We start from the raw sequence: 23,221 nt of genomic DNA, 5'->3' as shown, positions 1-23,221 counted from the left end.
TGTCCGCCCTGTCCGACCTGACGGCCCGCTCACTTACGCCCGCCGTGTTCCCTGACGGGCTGCTCACTTACGCCCGCCCTGTTCGTCCCTGGCGGACCCGCTCACCCGCGCCCGCCCCGTCCTCCCTGACGGCCCGCTCACCCACGCCAGCGCTGTTCGCCCTGAACGCCCGCCGCCAGATCCCGCACGACCTGGATCAACTCCGCCGGATCGAACGGCTTGGTCAGGTAGGCGTCCACCCCGATGCCCAGCCCCCGCGCCCGATCATCGTCCTGCGCCCGCGCCGTGATCAGCACCACCTTGATGTGCCTGGTGGCCTCATCGGTGCGCAGCTTCTCCGCCGTCGTCCATCCGTCCAGGCAGGGCATCATCACGTCGAGCGTGATGACGTCCGGCATGACCTCGAGCACGCGATCAAGGCAGTCCTGCCCATCGGTGGCGGTCATCACCTCGAACCCCTCCAGGTTCAGGTTGACCGCGATGAGCTGGCGGATGACCTCGTCATCGTCCACGACCAGTACTTTCCCAAGAACCTCGCCCACGGGCGCCAAGTTAACCTGTAGTGGGGTGGTCACGCCGGGTTTTCACGGGATGTGTTCAAGGAGCGTTATCCGGTGCCGAGTGGTGTCAGGATGCTGATAGCCTTGTCACTCGTCAGCCCCCTTAGCTCAGGGGATAGAGCACCGGCCTCCGGAGCCGGGTGCGCAGGTTCGAATCCTGCAGGGGGCACACGATCTTGACCAGCGGTTCCGGCCGCTGACCAGGGCGAACATCGCAGGTACGGGCGGGTCTCCAGTCTCACGGAGTCCCGCCCGCTCTCGTTGACGCTCGCTGGCTGTGGGCCAGTTGTGGGCCATGACCAAGCTTCCTTCCAGCCACGAACGGCACAAGGTAGCCGCATGCCACCAGCGCATCCCCAGATGCCATTGAGGCCAACTGTGCGGGGGCTTCGCCTGGCGTACACGAGCTCCGCCCACCCGGAAGACGGAAGTGCGTACGGCAGGATGATCCGCTGTGCTGCTTCGCCTGGCCTACCTCACAGTCATGAACACGTTCGCCGCGCTTTGGTTGCTGCCGATGGGCGATCGGGACAAGGACGTCGAGATTCTCGTCCTGCGTCATCAGATCACCGTGCTTGAACGGCAGCTCGGCGCCCGATGCCCGGGTGAGGTTCGCGCCCGAGGATCGAGCTTTCTTGGCTGTGCTGCTGACCTCGTTGCCGCGTGAGTCCTGCGCAGGGTACGGCTGCTGGTCCGGCCGGATACCGTCATGCGCTGGCACCCTGATCTGATGAAACGGCGTCACGCCCGTATCTGCCGACCCAAGCGGCGAGGGCGACCGCCCACGGTCCGCTCCATCCGCGCTCTCATCCTGCGCCTGATTCGGGAGAACCCTGGTTGGGGCTATCGGCGGGTGCATGGGGAGCTCGCCACACTTGGCATCAAGGTCGCGCCATCCACGGTCTGGGAGCTTCTCAAGCGGGCAGGCCTGATCCAGCGCCCGAGCGGGCGTCCACCACGTGGGCCGACTTCCTGCGCTCGCAAGCCGACGCCATCCTGGCCTGCGACTTCATCGAGGCCGTCACTCTCAGCGGGCAACGCCAGTACGTCCTGGTGGTCATTGAGCACGCCACCAGACGCGTCCGTGTGCTCGGCACCACCGCGCACCCGAGCGTGAACTGGGTCATCCAAGCGATCAGGAATCTGGTGATGGATCTGGACGATGTGGGCTGCCGGGCGCGCTTTCTGCTCCGAGATCGGGATGGGAAGTTCCCGGCCCTCATGGATGAGGTCCTCGCCGAGGCCGGCATCACGACGGTGCTCACCGGCATTCGGATGCCGCGGATGAACTCCATCATGGAGCGATGGGTGCAGTCCTGCCGCCACGAGCTCCTCGACCGCTGCCTCGTATGGAACGAACACCACCTACGCCACGCCCTGCGCGAATACGAACACTTCTACAACCAGCACCGAGCCCACCAAGCCCTGAACCAAGCAGCTCCACTGCGTCCCATCCCGGACCCGATCACCGATCCCGGACGAATCACTGACCTGCACGTACGCCGACGAGACCGGCTCGGCGGCATCCTTCACGAGTACTCACATGCCGCCTGAACTGCACGGATGGAATTATCGGCAGGCGCAGTGCCCGGCCGGGTCATACGAGGCGACCCAGGTCACCCCGGCCAGCGCACCACGGGAGAACACCACCTTGGGGAGCGGATTTCGGAGCCCGGCCCATTCGAGCCGTGCGTCGTCCCGCGACGGATCCTGGTCGGCGGTCCCCCAGGAGAGCATCGTCTCGTCCAGCCGCCGTCCGGCCCGATGACGTAGCCGTCAAGCGACACGGCCATCGGACAGGTCACGCTGCGTATCGGAAGCCCTCCTCGCCCGGCCTCCCGGCAACAGCCTTCTGCCGGCCGGCCTGAAATGCCAGGACGCTGTCGCGAGAACGAGAAGGAACAGCGCCGCGAGCGATTGATACCAGTCGTCGCCGGAGGCGACATGCGAGAACATCCCTCCTGTCAGCAGGAAGAAGATGCCCGCGTACGCCCATTCCTTGATTAGCGGATGCTTGGGGGCAAGAATCGCCACCGCTCCCAGGAGTTTCCATATGCCCAGGAGCGTGAGGATGTAGACGGGGTAGCCGAGTTGGACAATGCCCCAAGCATAGGGTGGCGCCAGCGCGCCCTCGTGTTCCACTCTCAGCAATTGCTGGATGCCGGAGCCGATCAGGCCCGATGCGAGCACCAGGGTGGAACCCCAGTAAACGATCTTTTGGGTTCTCGTCATGTGCGGCACGCTACTCCGAGCCGGTCGGGCCGCGCTTCTTCATTCCTGATCGATGAACCGATCAGGAATGAAGAAGCGCACATCCCGCGGCCAAACCTAGGATGACGTCGCCATTTACTGTTGAGTAAGGCACGCATGGCCTTGTAGCTTGACGTCGTCGCCCTCGGGGCGCCCGAGGTGGACACCGCGCGCCGGTTCCACACCACCGCGTTCTCGCCCGCCGTCACCGACGACGGCGATTCGGCGGACCTCGACCTGCACGGCACGGGGAAGTTCGCGCTGTCCGTGACCGAGTGTCTCGCCACGGCCGCGGGCACCAGGTCGGCCACGTCTGGATTCCGCCGGTACGTACTGACCTACATCGTCAACCAGCCCACGGAGGTCAAGTCCCTGATGGAGGCCGCCGCACGCGGTGGCGCGGGGTTCTCAAGCCTCCGAAGAAGGCCCTTCTCGGGTCATTCTCTGGAGCGTTCCAGGCGCCGGACGGCGCCATCTGGAAGGTGGTGGCGGCCACCGGCAAGGACACCTGCCCAGCCGCGGCCACCCCGCTGCCGACCGAGACCACCCTCATCCTCGGCGTCACCGGCCCGAAGGCGTCCAAGGCGTTCCACGAAGCCCTGGGCATGACGGTGGACCGGGAGTACGGCAGCAAGTACGTCGACTTCCACCCCGCCAAGGCGGCGGTCAGACTCTGCCTGATGGAGCGCGGGGCCCTGGCGAGGGACGCCGGCACCACCAAGGACGGCGACGGCTTCCCGGCGATTGTCCTCACCTGCACAGCCCAGTCCTGTGAGGAGGTCGACGCCCTGCTCGCGGCCGCGGCCGCCGCCGGGGGCCGGATCACCGCCGCCGCCGAGACACCCGGGGGCGGCTATGGCGGCCACTTCAGCGACCCGGACGGGTTCTCGTGGAAAGTGACGCACTGGGCCCGGCCGACCCTGCACGGCCGGGCAGATCGTCGAGGCGGGGAGTCATTCCATGTTCATCGTCAAGGGCAACCAGCCCAGGCTTCCGCGCCGGCTCAGGGCACCGCCCTGGCGCGAGGCGATCCACGACGACCGCACTATGAGCGTGGGCACGGCAGCCGCGAGGTCCGCCGCATGAAGACCTGCGCCGTCCGCCCGGACCTGCCCTTCCCCCATGCCAACCAGGTCATCCAGGTCATCCAGGTCAAGCGCCGCCGCACCGACCACCGCACCGGCAAGACCACCATCGTCACGATCAACGCCGTCACCAGCATCCCGCCCGGACAGATCGCCCACGTCCAACTCGCCGCGCTGATCCGCGGCCGCTGGGGCGTCGAAGCCCTGCACCACATTCGCGACGTCACCTACCGTGAAGACGCCTGCAGGGCGAGAACCGGAACCGCTCCCCGCATCTTGCCGGCCTCCGCAAACGGGCCATCGGTCCGGTGATCGGCGGGACCAACATCGCCGCCGCCACCGACCACCACCGCAGCCACCCCATCGATGGCCTTTAGCTGCTCGGTCTCACGACATGGGAACGCTTCAACCCTGGGGACGGTCACCGGCACTACCTTGAGCAGCGATGGCGTGCCGTTGTCAGGAATTTCCGGCAGCGGCCCATCGACTTCTTACGCGATCATACATGCCCATTCGAGATAATGATCGTTGCCGATGACATCGTGAAACTGTGTCCTCGCGCACCATTCCTGCTTCCCGCTGGAGTTCAGGATGGTTCCGGTGCTGGCGCTACATGCACTGTGCCGGGGGCATTCTTTCTCGGCGAATTTCACCTTCTTGCTGTTGCGGTAGAAAGTTATGGTCAAACGCCCGGCCGTCTTGCCCTTGCAGGTGACGCCGCCAGCGCCGTACATTTTGCCGGTTCGGTCAACTCTGTCCGCTAATGCCCAGGCAGTGCAGAAGGACGCCGCTGCCGCTGTGGTCGCTCCAGTGGCGCCCGCGGTTGTGATCGATTCGGCTTCCGTGGCGCCGGCGGAGCTTATCGGTGCGACCACCAGCCCGGCCGCCACGGCGATCTGGAGTGCAACCATCCGCCGGCTCAAGTGAAACACGATTACCCCCTGGTCAGGTGCGATTTTCTTGTGACTGGAGTCGATCTAATGCCGGATGGAATTCGTGGTGAAGCTCTTGCTGCCGCTGTCCCATGAGGCTGTGACCTTGCTGTACCACCGCTGCTTGCCCGGTGTGCGGTCGGTTACCGTGACGGCGGCGTCGCAATATCGGCTGTGGTCCGGCGCCTCGCATATGTCGGTGTCGACCAGCGTTCCCGAACGATACAGGCGAATTCGCAGGCGCAATGGCGTCAGACTCGGAGCCCTGCAATTGAGCCATGAACCACCATAGACTTTGCTCGGAGAGCTGTCGTGGGTGTCAGTGAATCCGCCGACGGAGCAGCCGATCATGGCAGCCGACGGCGCCGCGGGGCGCATGGCGGCGTGTGCCGATCCCGGGAGCACGACACCTGGCGATATCATGATCGCAGCGACGCCCAGCGCGGCCACGTGCTTTCTTTCCACGCCAGCGAGTGGCTTGAACTCCATGAGTCCTCCCGTAGGATGAAATGCGCCGAATGGACGCCAGTTGCTGTGGGGACGTTCTTTCCAGCCGACACGTCTTTCCATGACGGTCATCGGCGCCTTCATTGATCGCGGATGTACGCCGAATCCGCACTGCCTTTCTGCGCTTGCGGGTCAATGGCCAACAGAGTCACGCATGGAACTTACTGTCTCCTTACTGTTCAGTTACCATCGGCATACTTGACGTATTTCTTGCTGGGGGCACCGCATGGAGTTCAACATCCTCGGCCCGATCGAGGTGGGCACCGAGAGAGCGTGGCTGGAGCTCGGCGGGAGGAGAACGCGAGCGGTGCTGGGCCTGTTGCTGGTACGCGCTGGGCAGGTCGTGCCCGCTGACCGGTTCGCCGAGGAGCTGTGGCCACACCTTGCCGTCGACCGGGCGATCGCGAACCTCCATGTGAGAGTCAGCGAGCTGCGTCGCAGGCTCCGGGCGGCGGGCATGGCGGAGGGCCTGGTGACCAGGCCGCCCGGCTACCAGTTGGAGCTGGGCGGCCACGAGCTCGACTCGGTGCGATTCGAGAAGCTGCTCGAGCAGGCGGTCTCCGCGCTCGCGGCCGACGACGCCTCGACCGCCCGTCTGCGGGCGGTCGAGGCGCTGGCTCTGTGGCGCGGGCCGGTGCTGGCAGACCTGGGCGACGTGCCATTCGTCGCCGCGGAAGGGTCGAGGCTCGAAGAGCTCCGGCTGACCGCCGTCGAGGTGCGTCTCGAGGCGGAGCTGATGAACGGACGGTACGGCGAGATGCTTGGCGAGCTCGCCGCTATGACCGCCGAGCATCCGCTGCGCGAGCGGCTGTGGTCGCTGCGCATCCGGGCGCTCTACGGCGCGGGCCGGCAGGGCGAGGCGCTGGCCGTCTACCGCGAGGTTCGCCGGCTACTGGCTGACGAACTCGGTCTGTGCCCCAGCCGGGAGCTGCGGGATCTGGAGCGGCGCGTCCTGGCGCAGGACCTTGCCACCCGCGCTGACCCGGCACCACGAGTCTCCGGGAGGGACAAGGACGGCTGGACCACGCCGACCCCGCAGTACGTCTGGAACGGCACGGGTCACATCGCCTATCAGGTGATCGGCGATGCCAAACCGGACATCGTGTTCGTGCCAGGCATCTACAGCCACCTCGACTTGTGGTGGGAAGACCCGAATACGGCCGGCTTCATGCGCCGGCTCGCCGCAATCGGCCGCCTGATCATTTTCGACAAGCGGGACACCGGGCTGTCGGACCCCGCCACCGGCGAAGACACACTCGAGCAGCGGATGGACGACGTCCGCGCGGTCATGGACGCGTGCGGCAGCAAGCGTGCCGTGCTGATCGGCTACTCCGAGGGCGGCCCGATGAGCGTCCTGTTCGCCGCCACCTTTCCGGAGCGGGTCACCGGCCTGGTGCTGTTCGGAGCAGCCGCCCGCTGGACCTGGGCGCCTGATTACCCGTGTGGGGAAAACTCCGAAGCCATGCTGGCCGCGCTCGAACAGATCGCCCAGCGCGGCTGGGGACAGGGCAACACCATGGAGTGGTACGCACCAAGCCTCGTGAGTTCGGAGAGCGCGCGCCGGGGGCTGGCACGTCGCGAACGCATGTCAGTCAGCCCGAGCGCCTACCTGCGGATGCTTCGCCTGGTCCGTGACATCGATGTGCGGAAGATCCTGCCGGCCGTCAGCGCACCGGCGCTGGTCGTGCAGCGGCGCAACGACCGGGTCAGCCCGCCCGCTCTCGGACGCCACCTTGCCGCACACCTGCCGAGTGCCCGGTATCTGGAGCAGTCCGGTGACCACCTGCTCGGTGTCGGCGATGTCGGCGAACTCGCCGACAACGTCGAGCAGTTCGTTGAAGAAGCGGCGAGCCGGCCCCTGGAGACGAATCGGATGCTCGCTACGATCCTGGTCACCGAGGTGTCCGAGGCCGCTGCGCCGGCTCACCATGCAGCCGCCCCGTCGGCCATCGAGCGCGGCCGAGGCAGCTTGGTCGAGACCAACGTACAAGGAGTGGTCGCAACCTTCGACGGCGCGGCCCGCGCGATCCGGTGTGCGCTGACGATGCGCGCCGACACGGCCGCTCACGATTTCCGGGCGGGCGTGCACGTAGGCGAGGTGGAGCTTCGCGATGGCCGGCTCGTCGGTCAAGCGTTCGAGCTCACGCACCAGGTCGCGCGCCTCGCCGAGAAGGGGCAGATCCTGGTCTCGCGTACCGTGAAGGACCTGGTTATCGGTTCGTCGTTGCACTTCCAGGAAAAGGGTAGCCACCGGCTCGACGGCTGCGGTGACGACCACTGGATGATGTTCACCGTCGGCGGCTGACCGCGTCGGCACTGAGCCGCGGGGGAATCGTCTGCTGCCTCGTCCGCTGGACCTCGCGCTCTCGATCAGCGGTGTCAGACCACGCAAGACCGTGCGAAACCTCGTGACTGGCCTGCGGAACGTACGTGTAGGCACAGTGCGGTCAGGTTCCCATCCAGAAGCGCTGCAACCCCTGAACAAATCAGGTGATGCAACGATCGCCGGAATCAGGACGCCCATCGAGTCTTCGGGCCTGTGGGAGCCGCCGTGGGAGCCGCCGTGGGAGTCATCGAGAGTCGCTCACAGAGGCCGCCTTCCGGCAGGTGCTCCTTGAGCCCGTGTCTCGACCCGGTCAGCGGGCCGCCGAGCGGGCGCGATGGGCCGCCGCCTTCGTCCGGCTCTGGCAGGAGCGGGAGCAGAACTGGCGGACCGCGTTGCGGGAGGTGTCCACGTAAACGCGATCGCACCGCACCGCCTGGCAGATGCCGAGGCGGCCGCCGAGGTCGCTGCCGATGGCCAGCGTCAGGGCGGACGCGATGCCCGCGCTCCACCCCACTGCGAGGGTGTCGTCGGCGCCGTGGAAGTGGACCTGCCAGGGCTCGCCGGGCGCCCGGTTCAGCTGCGGGCGTGCGCCCGTGCTGATGACGAGCGCGTTGACGATCGCGGCGGCCTCGTCGTCCTGGTCGGTGTGCATGGCCTCGAAGACCCGCCGGACCTTCAGCGCCGTCCCGGCCAGGTACAGGGCCTCTTCCATCGTGGCCGTCACGTCCCCGGGCAGAACCGCGTCGATCGCGGACGGCAGTGCCTCGCCCTCAGGGGCCACGTACGGCCTACCGCCGTCGTCGCCGTCGGTCAGGGTGTTCACGAGCGATACCGCGGTGTCGAGCAGGATCGCCACGTGACTATCGAACATCACTTGACTGGTCACCTCCAGCGCCCTAGTGTACGTGACCAACGTTACCAGTTTCGTTAGTCACGCGAGAGGACGGCATGCCGATGACAGGCCGTGCGGAGCGTCTGCCGCGTGCCGTGTGGTGGCTCGTCCTCGCGCGGACGATCAACCGGCTGGGGGCCTTCTCCCTCGGATTCCTCACCGTCCTCATCACCACCGAGTTCGGCGCGGACGCCGTCACGGCCGGGCTGATCGTCGCCGCCTTCGGCCTGGCCACCATCCCGTCCCGTCTGCTGGGCGGCGTGCTGGCCGACCGGTTCGGGCGCCGCCGGACCATCGTGACCGGGCTGGCGGGGTGCGCGCTGGCGCAGGCGGGCATCGCGGTCTCCGGATCCGTGGCGATGACCGCCGTGTTCGCCGTCCTGCTGGGGCTGGTCTTCGAGATCTACGAGCCGCCGTCCCAAGCCATGATCGCGGACGCTGTCCGGCCGGCTCAGCAGGCACAGGCGTTCAGCCTGCTCAACGCGGCCATGGCGGTGGGCGGCATGGGCGCCGGCCTGATCGCGGCAGGACTGGGACGGTGGGACCTGCGCTGGCTGTTCGTCGTGGACGCCGCCACCTGCGTGGCCTGCGCGGTCGTCGTACGCTTCGTCCTGCCCGCCGACCGCCCCGCGCCGGCACCGCCCGGCGACGCCCCTGACTCCCGGCCCGGCGGATCGCCCTGGCGCGACCGTTCGCTCCTCGTGCTCCTGGTGTTCGGCACCCTCTTCGCGCTCATGTACATGCAGGTGGTGATGGCCCTGCCACTCGCGCTGGAGCGGCGCGGCCTCCCCGCCGCCGACGCCGGGCTGTTGTCCACCACCTCGGCCGTCGTCATGGTGCTCTGCCAGCCGTTGCTCAGATGGACGGCGCCGCTGTCCCACCACGCGGCGATGTGCGCGGGCTACCTGCTGCTCGCCGCGGGCCTGGCCGGCCTCGCCGTCGCGGGCGGGCTGCCGGGCCATCTGGCCGCCGTGGTGGTGTGGAGCGCCGGGGACGCGCTGATGTTCGGACGCAGCTACGCGATGGTCTCGAACATCGCACCCGAACACGCCCGGGCCCGCTATCTGTCGGTCTTCGGCACCTCGTGGGGCGTCGCCACCGTCCTCGCGCCCCTGTGCAGCACACAACTCCTCGAACGCGCGGGACCGGCAGGGTTGTGGGGCGGGCTGTCCGCCACATGCGTGCTGCTCGCCCTCGCGCAGCCCATGGTGGTAGGACCGCTGCTGAGGCGCCGGCCCGCTCGCCGAACCGACCGACACCGACGCCGTAGCGTGACTCCAGGTTCGTGATCTTCACCTTCCGACGGCAAAGGTCCTCAAAGCTGGGCTTTGTCGCCCTCTTTCCATCGTTCGGCCGTTTCCACAAGTTCGGCCAGCGCCGGAGATCGGAGGCCGGCGGGCCAGGCGAGGAGGGTCGTGACCGGAGGGGCGTCGAGGACGGGGACCGCGACGTGTTCCGGCCATTGCCATGCGCGGCTGGAAGCTGGAATGACCAGTAGCGTTCGCCCGAGAGCGACGAGTTGCGCCAGCTGGGACTGGCTATGGACCTCGGGTCCGGGGCCGGGCGGGTAGGTGTCGTCATGGCGTGGCCAGCGGGCGATCGGCAGGTCGGGGACATCGCTCACATCGGCCATCGTCAGGCTGGAGCGTCGGGCAAGCGGATGCGACGCCGGGACGATGGCGACCTGGCCTTCCGTCAAGATCTCAGCGCTGTCGAGGCCGGCCATCACGTCGAACGGAGCGTGCATGATCGCCACGTCGGCGCGACCGTCGCGCAGGAGTCTCCGCTGCTCACCGATCTCACACAGCAACACGTCGATCTCCACGGCTCCTGGCCGGGCGGCGTAGGAGTCAAGAAGCTCTTTCAGCAGCTCGTGGGAGGCGCCTGCCTTCGTGGCGAGCACCAGGGCAGACTGCGCCGATGCGGCGCGGCGGGTGCGGCGTACGGCTGCGTCAACGGCATCGAGTGCGAGCCGGGCTTCCACCAGCATGGTCTCACCTGCGGTGGTGAGCGAGACTCCCCGACGATCTCGGCTGAGCAGCACGACTCCCAGGCGGCGCTCCAGTTGTTGGACGGCGCGGGACAGCGGCGGCTGGGCCATCTTCAGACGCTCAGCGGCACGGCCGAAGTGCAGCTCTTCGGCCACCGCTACGAAGTACCGCAATTCGCGAGTTTCCAGTCCGTCCACACGCGCAGGATACCGGTGATACCGGTGGGGTATCAGGCCTGATCGAACAGGTCTTGGACAGCGTCGCCTGCTCGCCCGGACCATTTCTTATCGGGAGCGCCCGGACGGCGAGCACGCCAGGAGCCGTCAGCGCCGTTCCCCTCGTTCCTGCGAAAGGCCAAAACGTGAGCACGACCTCGCCTTCCCTTCCCGGCGGCACATGGACGCTGGGCGACATGACCGTGACGCGATTCGGCTACGGCGCCATGCAGCTCGCCGGGCCCGGGGTGATGGGTCCGCCCGCGGATCACGACGGGGCCCTCGCCGTCCTCCGCGAGGCCATCGGCCTCGGAATCACGCACATCGACACCGCTGACGCCTACGGCCCTCGCGTCACCAACGAGCTCATTCGCGAAGCGCTGCACCCGTACCCCGACTCGCTGCACGTGGTCACGAAGGTGGGAGCGACCCGTGACGAGCAGGGTGGATGGCCGCCGGCTCGTGAGCCCGACCAGCTGCGCCACGCGATCGACGAGAACCTCAAAAGCCTCGGGCTCGACACGCTGGACCTGGTCTACCTGCGCCTCGGCAACGCTGATGGGCCCCGGGCGGGCTCGCTTTCCCGAGCCTTCGAAACGCTCGTCGAGCTGCGGCAGCAGGGCCTGATCCGGCACCTCGGCGTGAGCAACGCGACAGCGGAGCAGGTCTCGGAAGCGCAGGCGATCGCGCCGATCGTGAGCGTGCAGAACATGTACAACCTCGCCTACCGCCACGACGACGAGCTCATCGACCGGCTCGCCGCCGAGAAGATCGCGTACGTACCCTTCTTCCCGCTCGGCGGCTTCAGCCCGCTCCAGTCCGGGGCGCTCTCGGCAGTGGCGACACGGTTGAACGCCACGCCGATCTCCGTCGCGCTGGCGTGGTTGCTGCGGCGGTCGCCGAACATCCTGCTGATCCCGGGGACCTCGTCCGTGAGGCACCTGCGGGAGAACGCCATCGGCGCCGGACTTGCGCTCAGTGGTGAGGACGTCGCCGAACTGGAAGGAATCAGCCGCCAGGCCTGACGGACGCTGCTCGTTCCGCCGGCTCGACCGCCCACCCGCACAATCTTCAGAGCCGAGGCAGACCAGCCTCGACCGACAATGGAGAACATGACACGTGCGGTGTACGTCGCGGCGGGCGAGGCGGGAAGCAACAAGGGGACGGTGGCCCTGGGCCTGGTGGAGCTGCTGTCCAGGCAGGTGGAGACCGTGGGCGTGTTCCGGCCGGTGGTGCGGACGGGCCGCGAGGACAATCTGATCAATACGATCAGGAGCAGGTTCCAGCTCGGCCTGCCGTACGAGCCGTGTGCCGGCGTCACCTACGACGAGGTGCACGCCGACGCCGAGCGTGCGGCCGGTGACATCGTGGCCCGCTATCGCGCGCTCGCGGGACGGTGCGACGCGGTGGTCGTGGTCGGGACCGATTACACCGATGTGGGCGCGCCGACCGAGTTCGAGTTCAACGCCAGGCTGGCCGCGGATCTGGGAACGCCGGTGCTCAACGTGGTGAGCGGGAGGGGCAGGGCGGTCCCGGAGATCGCCGCCGCGGTCGAGTTGTCGTCCCGGCAGTTGGCGCAGCACCACGCCCGGGAGCTCGCTGTCGTGGTCACCCGAGCGGCTGCCGGGCACATCGCGATCGACCACCCCACACCGGTGTTCGTACTGCCCGAAGTCCCCTCTCTGCGCGCGCCCACGGTCGCCGACCTGCTCGATGCTTGCGACGGCAGGTTCTTCCTCGGCGCGCGCGACGGGCTCGGCCGTGAGGCGAGCGCGCTGATGGTGGGCGCGATGTCGCTGCCCGGCATCCTGGACCGCTACACCGAGGGTGCCGCGGTGATCATCCCGTCTGATCGGGCCGCCGCGCTCCTGCCCGGGCTGATCGCGGCGCATGCGGCGCCGGGCTTCCCCGCCCTGTCGGCGGTGATCATGACGGGTGGTACGGATCTGCCCGCCCCGGTGGACCGGCTGCTGGGCAGCATGGCCGTTCCCCTGCCGGTGATCGCCACCGACCACGACACCTTCGACACCGCGACCCGTCTGTCGGCGGTGGACGGCCAGTTCACCCCCGAGGCAGGAGGGAAGATCGACACGGCGCTGCGGGTGTTCGCCGAGCACGTCGATGGCCGGTTGCTGCTCGATCGGCTGGCGATCGCCAAGACCGACGTCGTCACGCCGCTGATGTTCGAGTACGAGCTGCTGGAGCGGGCGCGTTCCCGGCGCCGGCACATCGTGTTGCCGGAGGGAGAGGAGCCGCGCATCCTGCGGGCGGCCGACGTGCTGCTGCGCCGTGGTGTGGCCGAGCTCACCTTGCTCGGTGACGAGGAGCGGATCAGGATGCAGGCCGCGCAGCTCGGCTTGGAGGTGGACGAGGCCCGGGTGCTCAGCCCGTTCGACGCGCGACTGCGCGAGCGCTTCGCCTCCGAGTACGCCCGAATCCGGGCGCACCGGGGGATGACCGTCGAGCTGGCCCGCGACACGGTCACCGACGTGTCCTACTTCGGGACGCTCATGGTGCACACGGGCATGGCCGACGGCATGGTCTCGGGCGCGGCGCACACCACCGCGCACACCATCAGGCCGGCGTTCGAAATCCTGCGGCTGGGGCTGGTCTCCAGCGTGTTCTTCATGTGCCTGGCCGATCGGGTCCTGGTGTACGGCGACTGCGCGGTCAATCCCGACCCGACCGCCGAGCAGCTCGCCGACATCGCCATCTCCTCAGCACGCACCGCCACCCTGTTCGGTGTCGATCCCAGGATCGCCATGCTGTCGTATTCGACGGGCGCCTCGGCCGCCGGCGCCGATGTCGAGAAGGTCCGCACCGCCACCGGCCTGGTCCGCCAGCGCCGTCCCGACCTGCCGGCGGAAGGACCGATCCAGTACGACGCCGCGGTCGACCCCGCGGTGGCGCGGACCAAGATGCCCGGCAGCCAGGTGGCCGGGCGCGCCACCGTCTTCGTGGTGCCCGACCTCAACACCGGCAACAACCTCTACAAGGCGGTCCAGCGCAGCGCCGGCGCCGTCGCGGTGGGACCGGTGCTCCAAGGACTGCGCAAGCCGGTCAACGACCTGTCCCGCGGTGCCACCGTCGCCGACATCGTCACCACCGTGGCCATCACTGCCGCGCAGGTACGCGACGACGGATCAACCGACGCTTGTGAGGGCGCGGCGGAAACGGCGATACGTCCCTGAGGGGCTGATGGCGGCCGTCATGGGTACGCCGGCCAACCGGTGGTCCGATGTGCCGGGAAATCGCCTCGACGCTGGGTGAGTTCTGTGGCGTCTCTGGGGCAATTCCTGAGGCGAGGGTTGTGACCGATGTCGGCTCATATCCGTGGCGGAGGCCGGGCCGGGTCGTACACCCAAGTGAGTGATCATCTGCCGCGAAGTGGCTTGCGCTTCAGGGGGCCGCTCATGAGAACGGACGGCACATCCGCGAGTGCGGAGCACTGTGCAGGCCCGACGCTGACGCTGGGGGTGGAAGAGGAGTTCGTCCTGCTGGACCGCTCCGACGGGCGTCCGGTCGACCGGGCGCCCGCGATCCTGGTCCTGCTCGGCGGTGAGCCGCGGGTCAAGGCCGAATTCCTGCGGTACCAGCTGGAGACCGTCACTGGCGTGTGCACGGATCTGGGCCAGGTGGGAGAGGAGCTCGCCCGGTCGCGACGGCTGGCCGCCTGCGCGGCGACGGAACTGGACTGCCATCTGGTCGCCACCGGAATGGCACCGCAGCGTGGCCCCGGCCAATGCCCGGTCACGGCCGATCCGCGCTACCTGCAAGTGGTGGCCCGCTATGGTTCCCTGGCCGCGGGCCCCGGCACCTGCGGTTGCCATGTGCACGTCGGCGTTCCCTCACGGGAACTGGGCGTGCGGGTCCTGGCGCGGTTGCGGCCGTACCTGGCCACGCTGCTGGCGCTCAGCGTCAACTCCCCCGTCGCCGACGGCCGCGACACCGGCTGGGCAAGCAGTCGCTACCTGCGGTGGACCCGCTGGCCCTCGGCGGTGCCTCCCCGGGTGTGGCGATCCGCGGCCGCCTATGACGCCACCGTACGCCGCCTGATCCTCCGGGGGGACGCGCTGGACGAGCGAGGTGTCTACTTCCACGCTCGCCTGTCACCGCGCTACCCCACGGTGGAGGTGCGCATCATGGATGTCTGCCTCACGGTCGAGGACACCACCCTGGTCGCCGGACTGGCACGGGCTCTGGTCGCGTTGGCGATCGACGACGAGAGACGCGGCGTTCCGGTCAGGGTCATCAGCGGTCGGCGGATCGCCGCCGAACTGCGCGCCGCCGCCCGGCACGGCCTGGTCGCGCATGCCGTCGATCCGTACACCGGAGTCTTGGTGCCGCACCACCTTCTGGCGGATGCTGTCCTGGACCGCCTGCCCGAGCCCGAGCCGATCGCCGGCCTGCTCCGCTGCCTCGCCTTCGCGGTACGGGTGCCGACAGACAGCGCGCGATGTTGGCCCGGGCCGACACGCCGCAGCGCTTCGCCCAGTTCCTCGCCGAGGCGACCCTCGGGTGAATCCGCGCCGTCCACGGACAGGGCCTGGCGCCTTGCTCCTGGAGCACATCGCGCTGGACGCGACGGCGCATGTGCCGCGGCTCATCTCAGACCACCGACGGACAGCACTCCGCGCCAGTGCCGCTGAAGAGTGAGGCAGGTGATGACGAGGGGGTGACTGACACGAGCGCGCCCATGATCCGGCGAAGGTGTGTCTCGTGATGGGTTTCAGGTGCGGGTCCACCGTTGATTGGCGCCGCCGTTGCAGGACCAGATGATGAGCTTGGTCCCGTTGGCGGTGGCGCTGTTCGGCACGTCCAGACACAGACCCGACTGCACCCCGGTGATGCTGCCGTCGGCGTTGAGACGCCACTGCTGGTTGGACTGTCCGTTGCAGTCCCAGATGATCACCTGGGTGCCGTTGGCGGTGCCCTGGTCATGGGCGTCCAGGCACTTGTCGCCGTAGACCCGTAGCTCATCGCTCGCGGTGGGCATCCACTGCTGGTTGGATTGCCCGTTGCAGTCCCAGATCTGGGCCTGGGCGCCGTTGACCTGCGAGGCGTCGGTGACGTCCAGGCACCGGTTCGAGGCGACCCCCTTGATCGCGACCGTGGGAGTGGGGACGATGCCCCCTCCGGTGACGATGTACATGGCTGCCCCGTGCCCGGGCACCGACGCGCTGATCGTCCCGGAGGAGGACGACGTCGTGTGCGCCCAGAGATCGCGCACCGAGTAGGAGGACACAGAGGCCAGGCCCAGGGCCGAGGCGGTGGTGGAGACCGTCGAGGTCGAGGTTCCCCGGTTGAGCAGGACGACCGCGACCGAGCCGTCGGACATCGGCTTGCGCCAGATCTCCAGGTTCCCGTTGTCGCTGATCTTGTGGCCCTGCCTGCCGCCCCAGTCCTGGTTGACCGCGATGACCTCGGTGTTCGTCAGGATGGAGCGGGTCTCGGCGCTCATCGACCGGATGTCGTTGCCCGCGATGAGCGGGGCGTTCAGCAGCGACCACAGGCTGAAGTGCGCCCGTCCCTCGGTCGCTGTCAGCGCGCCGACGCCCACCTCCAGCATGTCGGGGTCGTTCCAGCCCCCGGGCCCCGAGTACGCCTCGAGCCCGACCTGCTGGTCCAGAATGCCCATGATGGAGTTCCAGTTCGCGGCGATGTCGCCCGTCGTGCGCCAGGAGTTGCCCACCGGCATTCCCCAGGTCCAGACGCTCTCCTGGCCCCAGTTGCACAGGCTGTACAGGATCGGGCGGCCCGTGGCGGCCAGCGCATCGCGCATGGCGGTGTAGCGCTGCTGCCCGCTCCTGCCCTGATGATCGCCGCAGTTGTCGTACTTCAGGTAGTCGATGCCCCAGGACGCCCACAGGGCGGCGTCGCGCCGCTCGTAGCCCAGGCTGGCCGGGTACCCCGCGCACGTGGTCGTCCCCGCAGAGGAGTAGATGCCGAGCTTCAGCCCTTTGGCGTGGACGTAGTCCGCCAGGGCCTTCATGCCGCTGGGAAACTTCTGCGGGTCCGGCACCAGGTCCCCGTTGGCGTTGCGGCTCTTCGTGGACCAGCAATCGTCGATGTTGACGTATGTGTAGCCCGCCGCGGCCATGCCGCTGGAGACCATGACGTCCGCGGTCTGGCGGATGAGGCTTTCGTTCACGTTACAGAAGAAGGTGTTCCAGTCGTTCCACCCCATCTGCGGCGTACGAGCGAGCCCGTTGTCCAGCGCGATGGCCGGTGACGACGTACCGCCGCTCGCGACCAGGGAACCGGCGGCCAGTATTGTCGCCAGCGTCCATCGGATGATCTTACGCATGTGAGCTCCTCCTCATGCGATGACAACCGGGGTCAGGTGAGGGTCCAGCGCTGGTTGGCGCCGCCGTCGCCGGACCAGAGGTTGAGCCTGGCGCCGTCGGCCGGCTCAACTGCGTGCCTGCGTCAGAACGCCGGCACCTGATCAGGAGGCTTCGCAGGTAACGGTGGGCGTGGCCGGGGCGCCACCGGCGGTGAAGCCGAACGTGGTGGTGCTGTTGGGGGCGATCGAGCCGTTGTAGGCCTCGTTGCGTACGGTCACGCCGGCTCCGGAGCCGGAGCGGACGCCGTTCCACAGGCTGCTGATCGTCTGCCCGCCCGGCCATGCCCAGCCGACCGTCCAGCCGTTGACGGCGCTGCCGCCGGCGCGGACGGTCACGGTGGACTGGAAACCGCCGGACCAGGAGTTGACGGTCTCCATCGTGGCCGTGCATCCACCGGGTGCGGGGGTCGGCGATGACGAGCTCCCGAACTGGGAGAAGAACGTCCACACCGCTGCCTTGGTCCAGGTCGTGACGCCGCTGTCGGTGTAGGTGCCGTCCACCGGGGCGGGCGTGTGGCCGTTGTCGAACGCGGCCCAGACGACCGGATAACCGGCCCGGCACCCGGAGTAGGTGGTAACGATGTGGCCGCGGCTGCCCGAACTCGGCTCAGGCGGGTTCTGCGCGGTACAGCCGTTGTTACGGCCGAACCTGTCGCGCAGCGCCCGTCCCTGCGCGATGCTGAGCACCGTGTCCCCGAGGCCGTGCAGCCCCATGTACGCGACCGGCTGGGTTCCGCCGCTGCACCCGCTGAGCTGCGCGCCGGAGAAGACCGCGACCGCCCGGAAGACCGTCGGCCGCGAGCACGCGAGAGAGAAGCTCATGCCGCCGCCGTAGCTGAAACCGGTGGCGAAGCGCTGCGAGGTGTCGACGCAGAGATCCGCCTCGATCAGCCGGATCAGGTCGTCGACGAAGGTGACGTCCTCACCGTTGCTGTTCGCCCAGCCGTTGTTGAAGCCCTGGGGCGCGACGAAGATCGCGCCGTTGTTCGACAGCTGCCTGAGGCCGTAGAAGGACCACGGGTATCCGCTGGCTCCGCCGGAGTCGACGTCGGCGGCGGTGCCGCCCAGCCAGTGAAAGCCGAAGATCAACCGGTAGGGGGTGCCGTTGTCGTAGCCGTCGGGCAGCCGGAGGATGAAGGAGCGGTTCTTGCCGCTGGTCTGGATCGACTGCGTACCGCTCCTCAGCGTCGGGGCCTTGCCGCATCCTGCGGTCGTCGCGAGGGCGCCGGCGGGCGCCGCGGCTGTGCCGGCGTCGCTGCTCACCGCCGCACGGCTCGTGACCAGGACGAGAAGTGCCGCGGCAGCGACCGCGATCATGGTGAAAAGGGAGCCGCGTCCTGACATCACGTAACTCCGATCTTGGTGCGGATGGCGATGCGTCTGGATGGAGGAACCATTCGCTGCTCTCTTTGTCGGGCGAGAGCATCGGCCGGCTTGGGGCTACGGGAACGAGGTGTCGTCAAGGGGAGAAGCCGGCGGCGCCGGCGCCGCCGGTGAACTGCCACCAGTTCACGTTGAACAGGTAGCCGCTGCCGCCGGTGTACCTGAAGTACAGGTCACGGGTGCCCGTCGCGCCGTTCACCGGGCAGGTGACCGTCGTCCACGTCTGCCAGCCGCCGGTGCCTGGCACGGTGCACGTCCCCACGAGCGGGCCGTTGACTCCGTCCAGGCGGAGTTCCATACGGCCACCGCCTGTCGCCGAGGCCACCCGCGCGCTGAAGGACGTCGCGCCTGAGCCGAAGGCGACGCCCTTGACCTTGATGTAGTCCCCGTTCTCGATCCACCCGACGTTCATGCCGCCCTCGCCGGCGGGTTCGGTTTCCACGCCGGACTCCCAGGCGATCGTCTCGGCCTCCTGGCGGACGTAGGGGTTCAACGTGCCCACCTGGGGCGCTCCGGTCGTGCTCATGTTGATCGTGGGGATGCTTCCGTCGGCGTTGTAGGTGAACCTCTCGACGGCCACCGAGCGGGTGAAGCCGCCACCGCCCGGCAGGGCGCCGTTGTGGTAGAAGAAGTAGGATCCGCCGTTGTAGTCGATGACGCCGGGGTGGTTGGTGAAGCTGCTGCCCTGTGTCGGCATGACCGTCCCGCGGTAGGTCCAAGGGCCGGTGGGGCCGGGTGCCGTCGAATAGGCGACGAACTCCGAGCAACATCTCGCGGCGAAGACGTTGTAGTAGAGGCCGTTGCGCTTGTAGACCCACGGGCCCTCTTCGTACAGGGTGGGACGGCTGGTATTGCCGGTGCGTGTGCCGAAGCCCGCGGTGGTGAGCGGGATCTGGCTGGGGCTGCCGGAGTACGAGATCATGTCGGCGTTGAGCCTGACGTACCAGAGGTTGGGGTTGCCCCAGTAGAGGTAGGCCTGCCCGTCGTCGTCGATGAAGACCGTGGGGTCGATCTCGCCGTTCCTGACGAGGGGGCGGCCTATGGCATCGGTGAAGGGCCCGGTGGGGCTGTTGGAGACCCCGACGCCGATGGCCATCTGGCCGCTCGCCCGGTCCTTCACCGGGACGTACCAGTAGAACTTGCCGTTTCTGTAGACGGCCTGGCCCGCCCACGCGTCCGCGCTCGCCCAGCCGAAGGTGGCCACGCTCATCGGCGAGCCGTGGTCGGTCCAGTTCGCCAGGTCCGCGGACGACCAGACCCGCCACTCCTTCATGGTGAAGTACGTCGAGCCGTCTTCGTCGTGTCCCGTGTAGAGGTAGACCCGGCCGTTGTGCACCAGTGGAGCGGGGTCGGCGGTGTAGATCGTCTGGACGATCGGGTTGTCCGCCCTGGCCGTTCCCGGGATCACCGTCACGACGCAGAGCAGCGCCACGATCGCCGGCACACCGCGCCCCGCCATGACGCCGAGCCGAAGGGGGGATGCGACTTTCATGGTCACCTTCCAAGGTCGGGCGGGCATGGGCGGGAGGCGCGGTGTGTCAGGCCATTGGTACGCCTCTTCGCTGTTAGCGTTAACAAAACTGCTGACCGGTCGAACTCCCCCTGGGGCGTGGGAGGTGGTGGCGGAAGGGAGCAAATATGAGGCAGAAAGGTACTGTCAAGAGCGCCTTAACGTGCAGCGAGTCGATGGAGGCGGCGCTCCAGCGCGCTCACCTCGGGTTATGGGTCTGGCTGCAGTCCAGCAGCGAGAGCGTCACCGTGAAACTTTCAGCCGAGCCCCACCCGGGCGAGTCCGGCCGAAAACATCAAGGCCACACGTCACACGTTGAGCCCGTACAACCGACGCGGACGCGGGTAGGGTCGGGTCGCCGAAACATTTCACTATATCCTTGACAATTTTCGGCGAGCTTCCCACACTGAGTGCCCGAGGTGATCTCCCTTACCAGCTCGGTGGCGCTCGACAGGGGGACTGCCGTCCCGACATCTGCGGTGTTCGTCCCCACCGGCGCGCGGTGTCGGTCCCGCGGGATCCTTCCCCATGGTTCGCATTTGGAGGCTCAAGCATGCGTGTCAACGCCATGTCCCCATCCACCGCCCGGCGGCCGCTCGGCGCGCGCCGCCGGGCGCTGATCACCGGCGCGCTCGGCGCGCTCGGACTGATCACGGCCCTGACGACGGCGATTCCAGCCGATGCCGCGGAGAGCACGCTCGGCGCGGCCGCCGCGCAGAGCGGCCGCTACTTCGGCACCGCCATCGCCTCGGGCAAGCTCGGCGACTCCCAGTACACGTCGATCGCCGGCCGCGAGTTCGACATGGTGACGGCCGAGAACGAGATGAAGATCGACGCCACCGAGCCCAACCGGGGCCAGTTCAACTTCAGCCAGGGCGACCGCGTCTACAACTGGGCCGTGCAGAACGGCAAGCGGGTGCGCGGGCACACCCTGGCCTGGCACAACCAGCAGCCGGGTTGGATGCAGGCGCTGTCGGGCGGCTCGCTGCGCCAGGCGATGATCGACCACATCAACGGCGTCATGAATCACTACAAGGGCAAGATCTACGCCTGGGACGTGGTCAACGAGGCCTACGCCGACGGCAACTCCGGCGGCCGGCGTGACTCCAACCTCCAGCGCACCGGCAACGACTGGATCGAGGTGGCCTTCCGCACCGCGCGCGCCGCCGACCCGGCCGCCAAGCTGTGCTACAACGACTACAACATCGACAACTGGAGCTGGGCCAAGACGCAGGGCGTCTACAACATGGTCAGGGACTTCAAGGCCCGCGGCGTGCCGATCGACTGCGTCGGCCTGCAGTCGCACTTCAACAGCAACAGCCCGTACAACAGCAACTACCGCACGACCATCCAGAGCTTCGCCGCACTGGGCGTCGACGTGCAGATCACCGAGCTGGACATCCAGGGCGGCTCGGCCACCACGTACGCCAACGTCGTCAACGACTGCCTGGCGGTGCCGCGTTGCACCGGCATCTCGGTCTGGGGTGTTCGCGACAGTGACTCCTGGCTCGGCGCCAACGCCTCCGCGCTGCTCTTCGACGGCAACGGCAACAAGAAGGCCGCCTACACCGCGGTGCTCAACGCACTCAACGGCGGCGACACGACACCGCCGCCCGGAGGGGGCGACGAGGGACAGATCAGGAGCACGGCCTCCGGCCGCTGCGTGGACGTGCCCAACGCCGGCACCGCCGACGGCACCGCGGTGCAACTGTGGGACTGCAACGGTCAGAGCAACCAGCAGTGGACGCAGACCTCGGCGGGAGAACTGCGGGTGTACGGCGACAAGTGCCTGGACGCCGGCGGCACCGGCAACGGCGCCAAGATCCAGATCTACTCCTGCTGGGGCGGCGACAACCAGAAGTGGCGCGTCAACTCCGACGGCACGATCGTGGGCGTACAGTCCGGGCTGTGCCTCGACGCCGTCGGCGGCGGCACCGGCAACGGCACGGCGCTGCAGCTGTACAGCTGCTGGGGCGGCAGCAACCAGAAGTGGACCTACAACGCGGGCACCGCGTGAGCCTCACCGACCAGCCCTCTGGCGCCTGGGCCTGCTGACCCAGACCGGCTCCGTCTGCCGGCCGCACCGGTGCGACCCTTCCTCGGCCCTGGTGGGGAGGCCGAGGAAGGATGAGCCACGCCCGAACGGAGCGGCCGGGTGTGGCTCAACAACGTTCAGCGCTCCCAGCGGCGGCGCAGTCCCGGGGGCAGCACGTTAACCAGCTTTCCGCCGCAAATTACCCTGTTATCACCCGGCGACTCCTGTGAAACTTTCACCGGCGCGAGCGGTGCGACGCGGTCTCTCTGGCTGCAAAACTCCAGGCGAGACGGCGTTCCGGCGACGATGCCCAAGTCGGCGAGTCATGCCCTCGTTGACGCCAGGCCGGACCGTCGGCTGTACTCCGGCCACAACGTGCTCAACGGAGTAGGCCACCCCACCACGATGTTAGCGCTAACAGAACCATGGTCCCCATCTGCGATCCAGCCAAGGAGCCCTGCATGTCCACCCCCACTCCCGGCGACGGCACGGGGCACACCGTCCGCCGGCATGCCATGATCCTGGGTTACCACGCCCGCGAATTGTTAACGCTCACAAGCTTTCCTAGAACCGACGGCCATCGACAACCTCTCCGGGAACCGATCCGGTGAACACGCGACCGGCGGCCGACCTTCACAGCTACCGCCGACGGGGCGGCGGTGCGGCTGGGGCCGTTCTGACGAGGCCCACGACCACAACTACGTCGTCTACCGGGACACCGGCGGTCAGGGCGGCGCCGGCGAGGCCACCTTCCGGCTGCTCAACGCGGCCAGCAGGCTGGCCCTCGGCATCCCAGGACATGTCCACCGCCGACGGCAACGGCTCGAACACCAACCTCCGGAGGTTCCTGTGAGACGCGTGCTCGCGGTCCTCTCGTCCCTGCTTCTCGTGGGCGTGTTCGTCACACCCCAGGCGTCAGCGGCGACGGTCGACACCAACGCGTGGTACGTCCTGATCAACCGCAACAGCGGCAAGGCCCTGGAGGTCTACAACCTCTCGACCGCCGACGGCGGCCGCATCACCCAGTGGTCGCGTAACAACGGCAACCAGCAGCAGTGGCAATTCGTCGACTCCGGCGGCGGCTACTACCGCATCAAGTCCCGCCACTCCGGCAAGGTCCTGGACGTCCACAACTGGTCGACCGCCAACGGCGGCGCGATCGTGCAGTGGACCGACCACAACGGCACCA

At 68.1% G+C, this 23,221-nt stretch carries 19 protein-coding genes and 1 tRNA gene; 11 read left to right on the top strand and 9 right to left on the bottom strand.

Translation table 11 applies throughout. The features are described 5' to 3' along the window. Nucleotides 1–137: 137 nt before the first annotated feature. Nucleotides 138–542, bottom strand: coding sequence for a response regulator (locus tag E1292_RS39425; RefSeq protein WP_132603601.1), 405 nt, complete (start codon nt 540–542; stop codon nt 138–140). Nucleotides 543–657: 115 nt separating this feature from the next. On the opposite strand from E1292_RS39425, the gene E1292_RS39420 reads away from it, so the two are divergent. The 3 genes from E1292_RS39420 (at nt 658) to E1292_RS39415 (ending at nt 2,114) form a co-directional block, all read left to right on the top strand. Further along, nucleotides 658–729 (top strand) — tRNA-Arg (locus E1292_RS39420). Nucleotides 730–1,014: 285 nt separating this feature from the next. Continuing rightward, entirely contained in the window at nt 1,015–1,227 is a 213-nt protein-coding gene (locus E1292_RS53090) for a hypothetical protein (protein ID WP_220447287.1), read from the top strand. Nucleotides 1,228–1,397: 170 nt separating this feature from the next. Next, nucleotides 1,398–2,114: an integrase core domain-containing protein gene (locus E1292_RS39415; RefSeq protein WP_220447286.1), complete on the top strand. Its 717-nt coding sequence runs from the start codon at nt 1,398–1,400 to the stop codon at nt 2,112–2,114. Between the two features lie 222 nt (nt 2,115–2,336). Here E1292_RS39415 and E1292_RS39405 read toward each other — a convergent pair whose 3' ends face one another. Next, nucleotides 2,337–2,792, bottom strand: coding sequence for a DoxX family protein (locus E1292_RS39405; protein ID WP_132603598.1), 456 nt, complete (start codon nt 2,790–2,792; stop codon nt 2,337–2,339). A 503-nt stretch (nt 2,793–3,295) separates the two neighbouring features. Between E1292_RS39405 and E1292_RS39400 the strand changes: the two genes are divergently transcribed. Further along, on the top strand, nt 3,296–4,207 hold the full coding sequence (locus tag E1292_RS39400; protein WP_132603595.1) for a VOC family protein: 912 nt from the start codon (nt 3,296–3,298) through the stop codon (nt 4,205–4,207). Between the two features lie 179 nt (nt 4,208–4,386). Here E1292_RS39400 and E1292_RS39395 read toward each other — a convergent pair whose 3' ends face one another. Both E1292_RS39395 and E1292_RS39390 read right to left on the bottom strand, forming a co-directional pair. Continuing rightward, entirely contained in the window at nt 4,387–4,818 is a 432-nt protein-coding gene (locus tag E1292_RS39395; RefSeq protein WP_165974980.1) for a hypothetical protein, read from the bottom strand. A gap of 54 nt (nt 4,819–4,872) precedes the next feature. Continuing rightward, nucleotides 4,873–5,316, bottom strand: coding sequence for a hypothetical protein (locus tag E1292_RS39390; RefSeq protein WP_132603589.1), 444 nt, complete (start codon nt 5,314–5,316; stop codon nt 4,873–4,875). Between the two features lie 244 nt (nt 5,317–5,560). On the opposite strand from E1292_RS39390, the gene E1292_RS39385 reads away from it, so the two are divergent. Continuing rightward, entirely contained in the window at nt 5,561–7,639 is a 2,079-nt protein-coding gene (locus E1292_RS39385) for an alpha/beta fold hydrolase (RefSeq protein WP_132603586.1), read from the top strand. Between the two features lie 331 nt (nt 7,640–7,970). On the opposite strand, the gene E1292_RS39380 is transcribed toward E1292_RS39385, so the two are convergent. Beyond that, entirely contained in the window at nt 7,971–8,573 is a 603-nt protein-coding gene (locus E1292_RS39380; protein WP_220447285.1) for a CGNR zinc finger domain-containing protein, read from the bottom strand. A 41-nt stretch (nt 8,574–8,614) separates the two neighbouring features. On the opposite strand from E1292_RS39380, the gene E1292_RS39375 reads away from it, so the two are divergent. Continuing rightward, complete coding sequence (locus E1292_RS39375) at nt 8,615–9,841, top strand: MFS transporter (protein ID WP_220447284.1); 1,227 nt, start codon at nt 8,615–8,617, stop codon at nt 9,839–9,841. Nucleotides 9,842–9,867: 26 nt separating this feature from the next. Here E1292_RS39375 and E1292_RS39370 read toward each other — a convergent pair whose 3' ends face one another. Then, entirely contained in the window at nt 9,868–10,740 is an 873-nt protein-coding gene (locus tag E1292_RS39370; RefSeq protein ID WP_132603583.1) for a LysR family transcriptional regulator, read from the bottom strand. 164 nt (nt 10,741–10,904) lie between these two features. On the opposite strand from E1292_RS39370, the gene E1292_RS39365 reads away from it, so the two are divergent. The 3 genes from E1292_RS39365 to E1292_RS39355 all read left to right on the top strand — a co-directional run bounded on the left by E1292_RS39365 (nt 10,905) and on the right by E1292_RS39355 (nt 15,407). Then, complete coding sequence (locus E1292_RS39365; RefSeq protein WP_132603580.1) at nt 10,905–11,783, top strand: aldo/keto reductase family oxidoreductase; 879 nt, start codon at nt 10,905–10,907, stop codon at nt 11,781–11,783. 87 nt (nt 11,784–11,870) lie between these two features. Further along, on the top strand, nt 11,871–13,949 hold the full coding sequence (gene pta, locus E1292_RS39360) for a phosphate acetyltransferase (RefSeq protein ID WP_132603577.1): 2,079 nt from the start codon (nt 11,871–11,873) through the stop codon (nt 13,947–13,949). Between the two features lie 222 nt (nt 13,950–14,171). Beyond that, nucleotides 14,172–15,407 carry a carboxylate-amine ligase gene (locus tag E1292_RS39355; RefSeq protein ID WP_165974979.1) on the top strand — a complete coding sequence of 412 codons (1,236 nt, stop codon included), beginning with the start codon at nt 14,172–14,174 and terminating at the stop codon, nt 15,405–15,407. A gap of 80 nt (nt 15,408–15,487) precedes the next feature. Here E1292_RS39355 and E1292_RS39350 read toward each other — a convergent pair whose 3' ends face one another. The 3 genes from E1292_RS39350 to E1292_RS39340 all read right to left on the bottom strand — a co-directional run bounded on the left by E1292_RS39350 (nt 15,488) and on the right by E1292_RS39340 (nt 19,979). Then, nucleotides 15,488–17,065, bottom strand: coding sequence for a glycoside hydrolase family 27 protein (locus E1292_RS39350; RefSeq protein ID WP_132603571.1), 1,578 nt, complete (start codon nt 17,063–17,065; stop codon nt 15,488–15,490). A gap of 141 nt (nt 17,066–17,206) precedes the next feature. Beyond that, nucleotides 17,207–18,421: a CE1 family esterase gene (locus E1292_RS39345; protein ID WP_220447283.1), complete on the bottom strand. Its 1,215-nt coding sequence runs from the start codon at nt 18,419–18,421 to the stop codon at nt 17,207–17,209. Between the two features lie 142 nt (nt 18,422–18,563). Continuing rightward, nucleotides 18,564–19,979, bottom strand: coding sequence for a glycoside hydrolase family 43 protein (locus E1292_RS39340; RefSeq protein WP_246090637.1), 1,416 nt, complete (start codon nt 19,977–19,979; stop codon nt 18,564–18,566). A gap of 571 nt (nt 19,980–20,550) precedes the next feature. On the opposite strand from E1292_RS39340, the gene E1292_RS39335 reads away from it, so the two are divergent. Together E1292_RS39335 and E1292_RS39330 are read left to right on the top strand one after the other, a co-directional pair. Next, nucleotides 20,551–22,014: an endo-1,4-beta-xylanase gene (locus tag E1292_RS39335; RefSeq protein WP_132603565.1), complete on the top strand. Its 1,464-nt coding sequence runs from the start codon at nt 20,551–20,553 to the stop codon at nt 22,012–22,014. 867 nt (nt 22,015–22,881) lie between these two features. After that, the coding region (locus E1292_RS39330; RefSeq protein WP_246090636.1) for an RICIN domain-containing protein at nt 22,882–23,221 on the top strand (340 nt) is incomplete at its 3' end.

The sequence above is a fragment of the Nonomuraea deserti genome, assembly GCF_004348685.1.
Lineage (GTDB): Bacteria > Actinomycetota > Actinomycetes > Streptosporangiales > Streptosporangiaceae > Nonomuraea > Nonomuraea deserti.
This window is presented reverse-complemented; position numbering and strand designations above follow the sequence as displayed.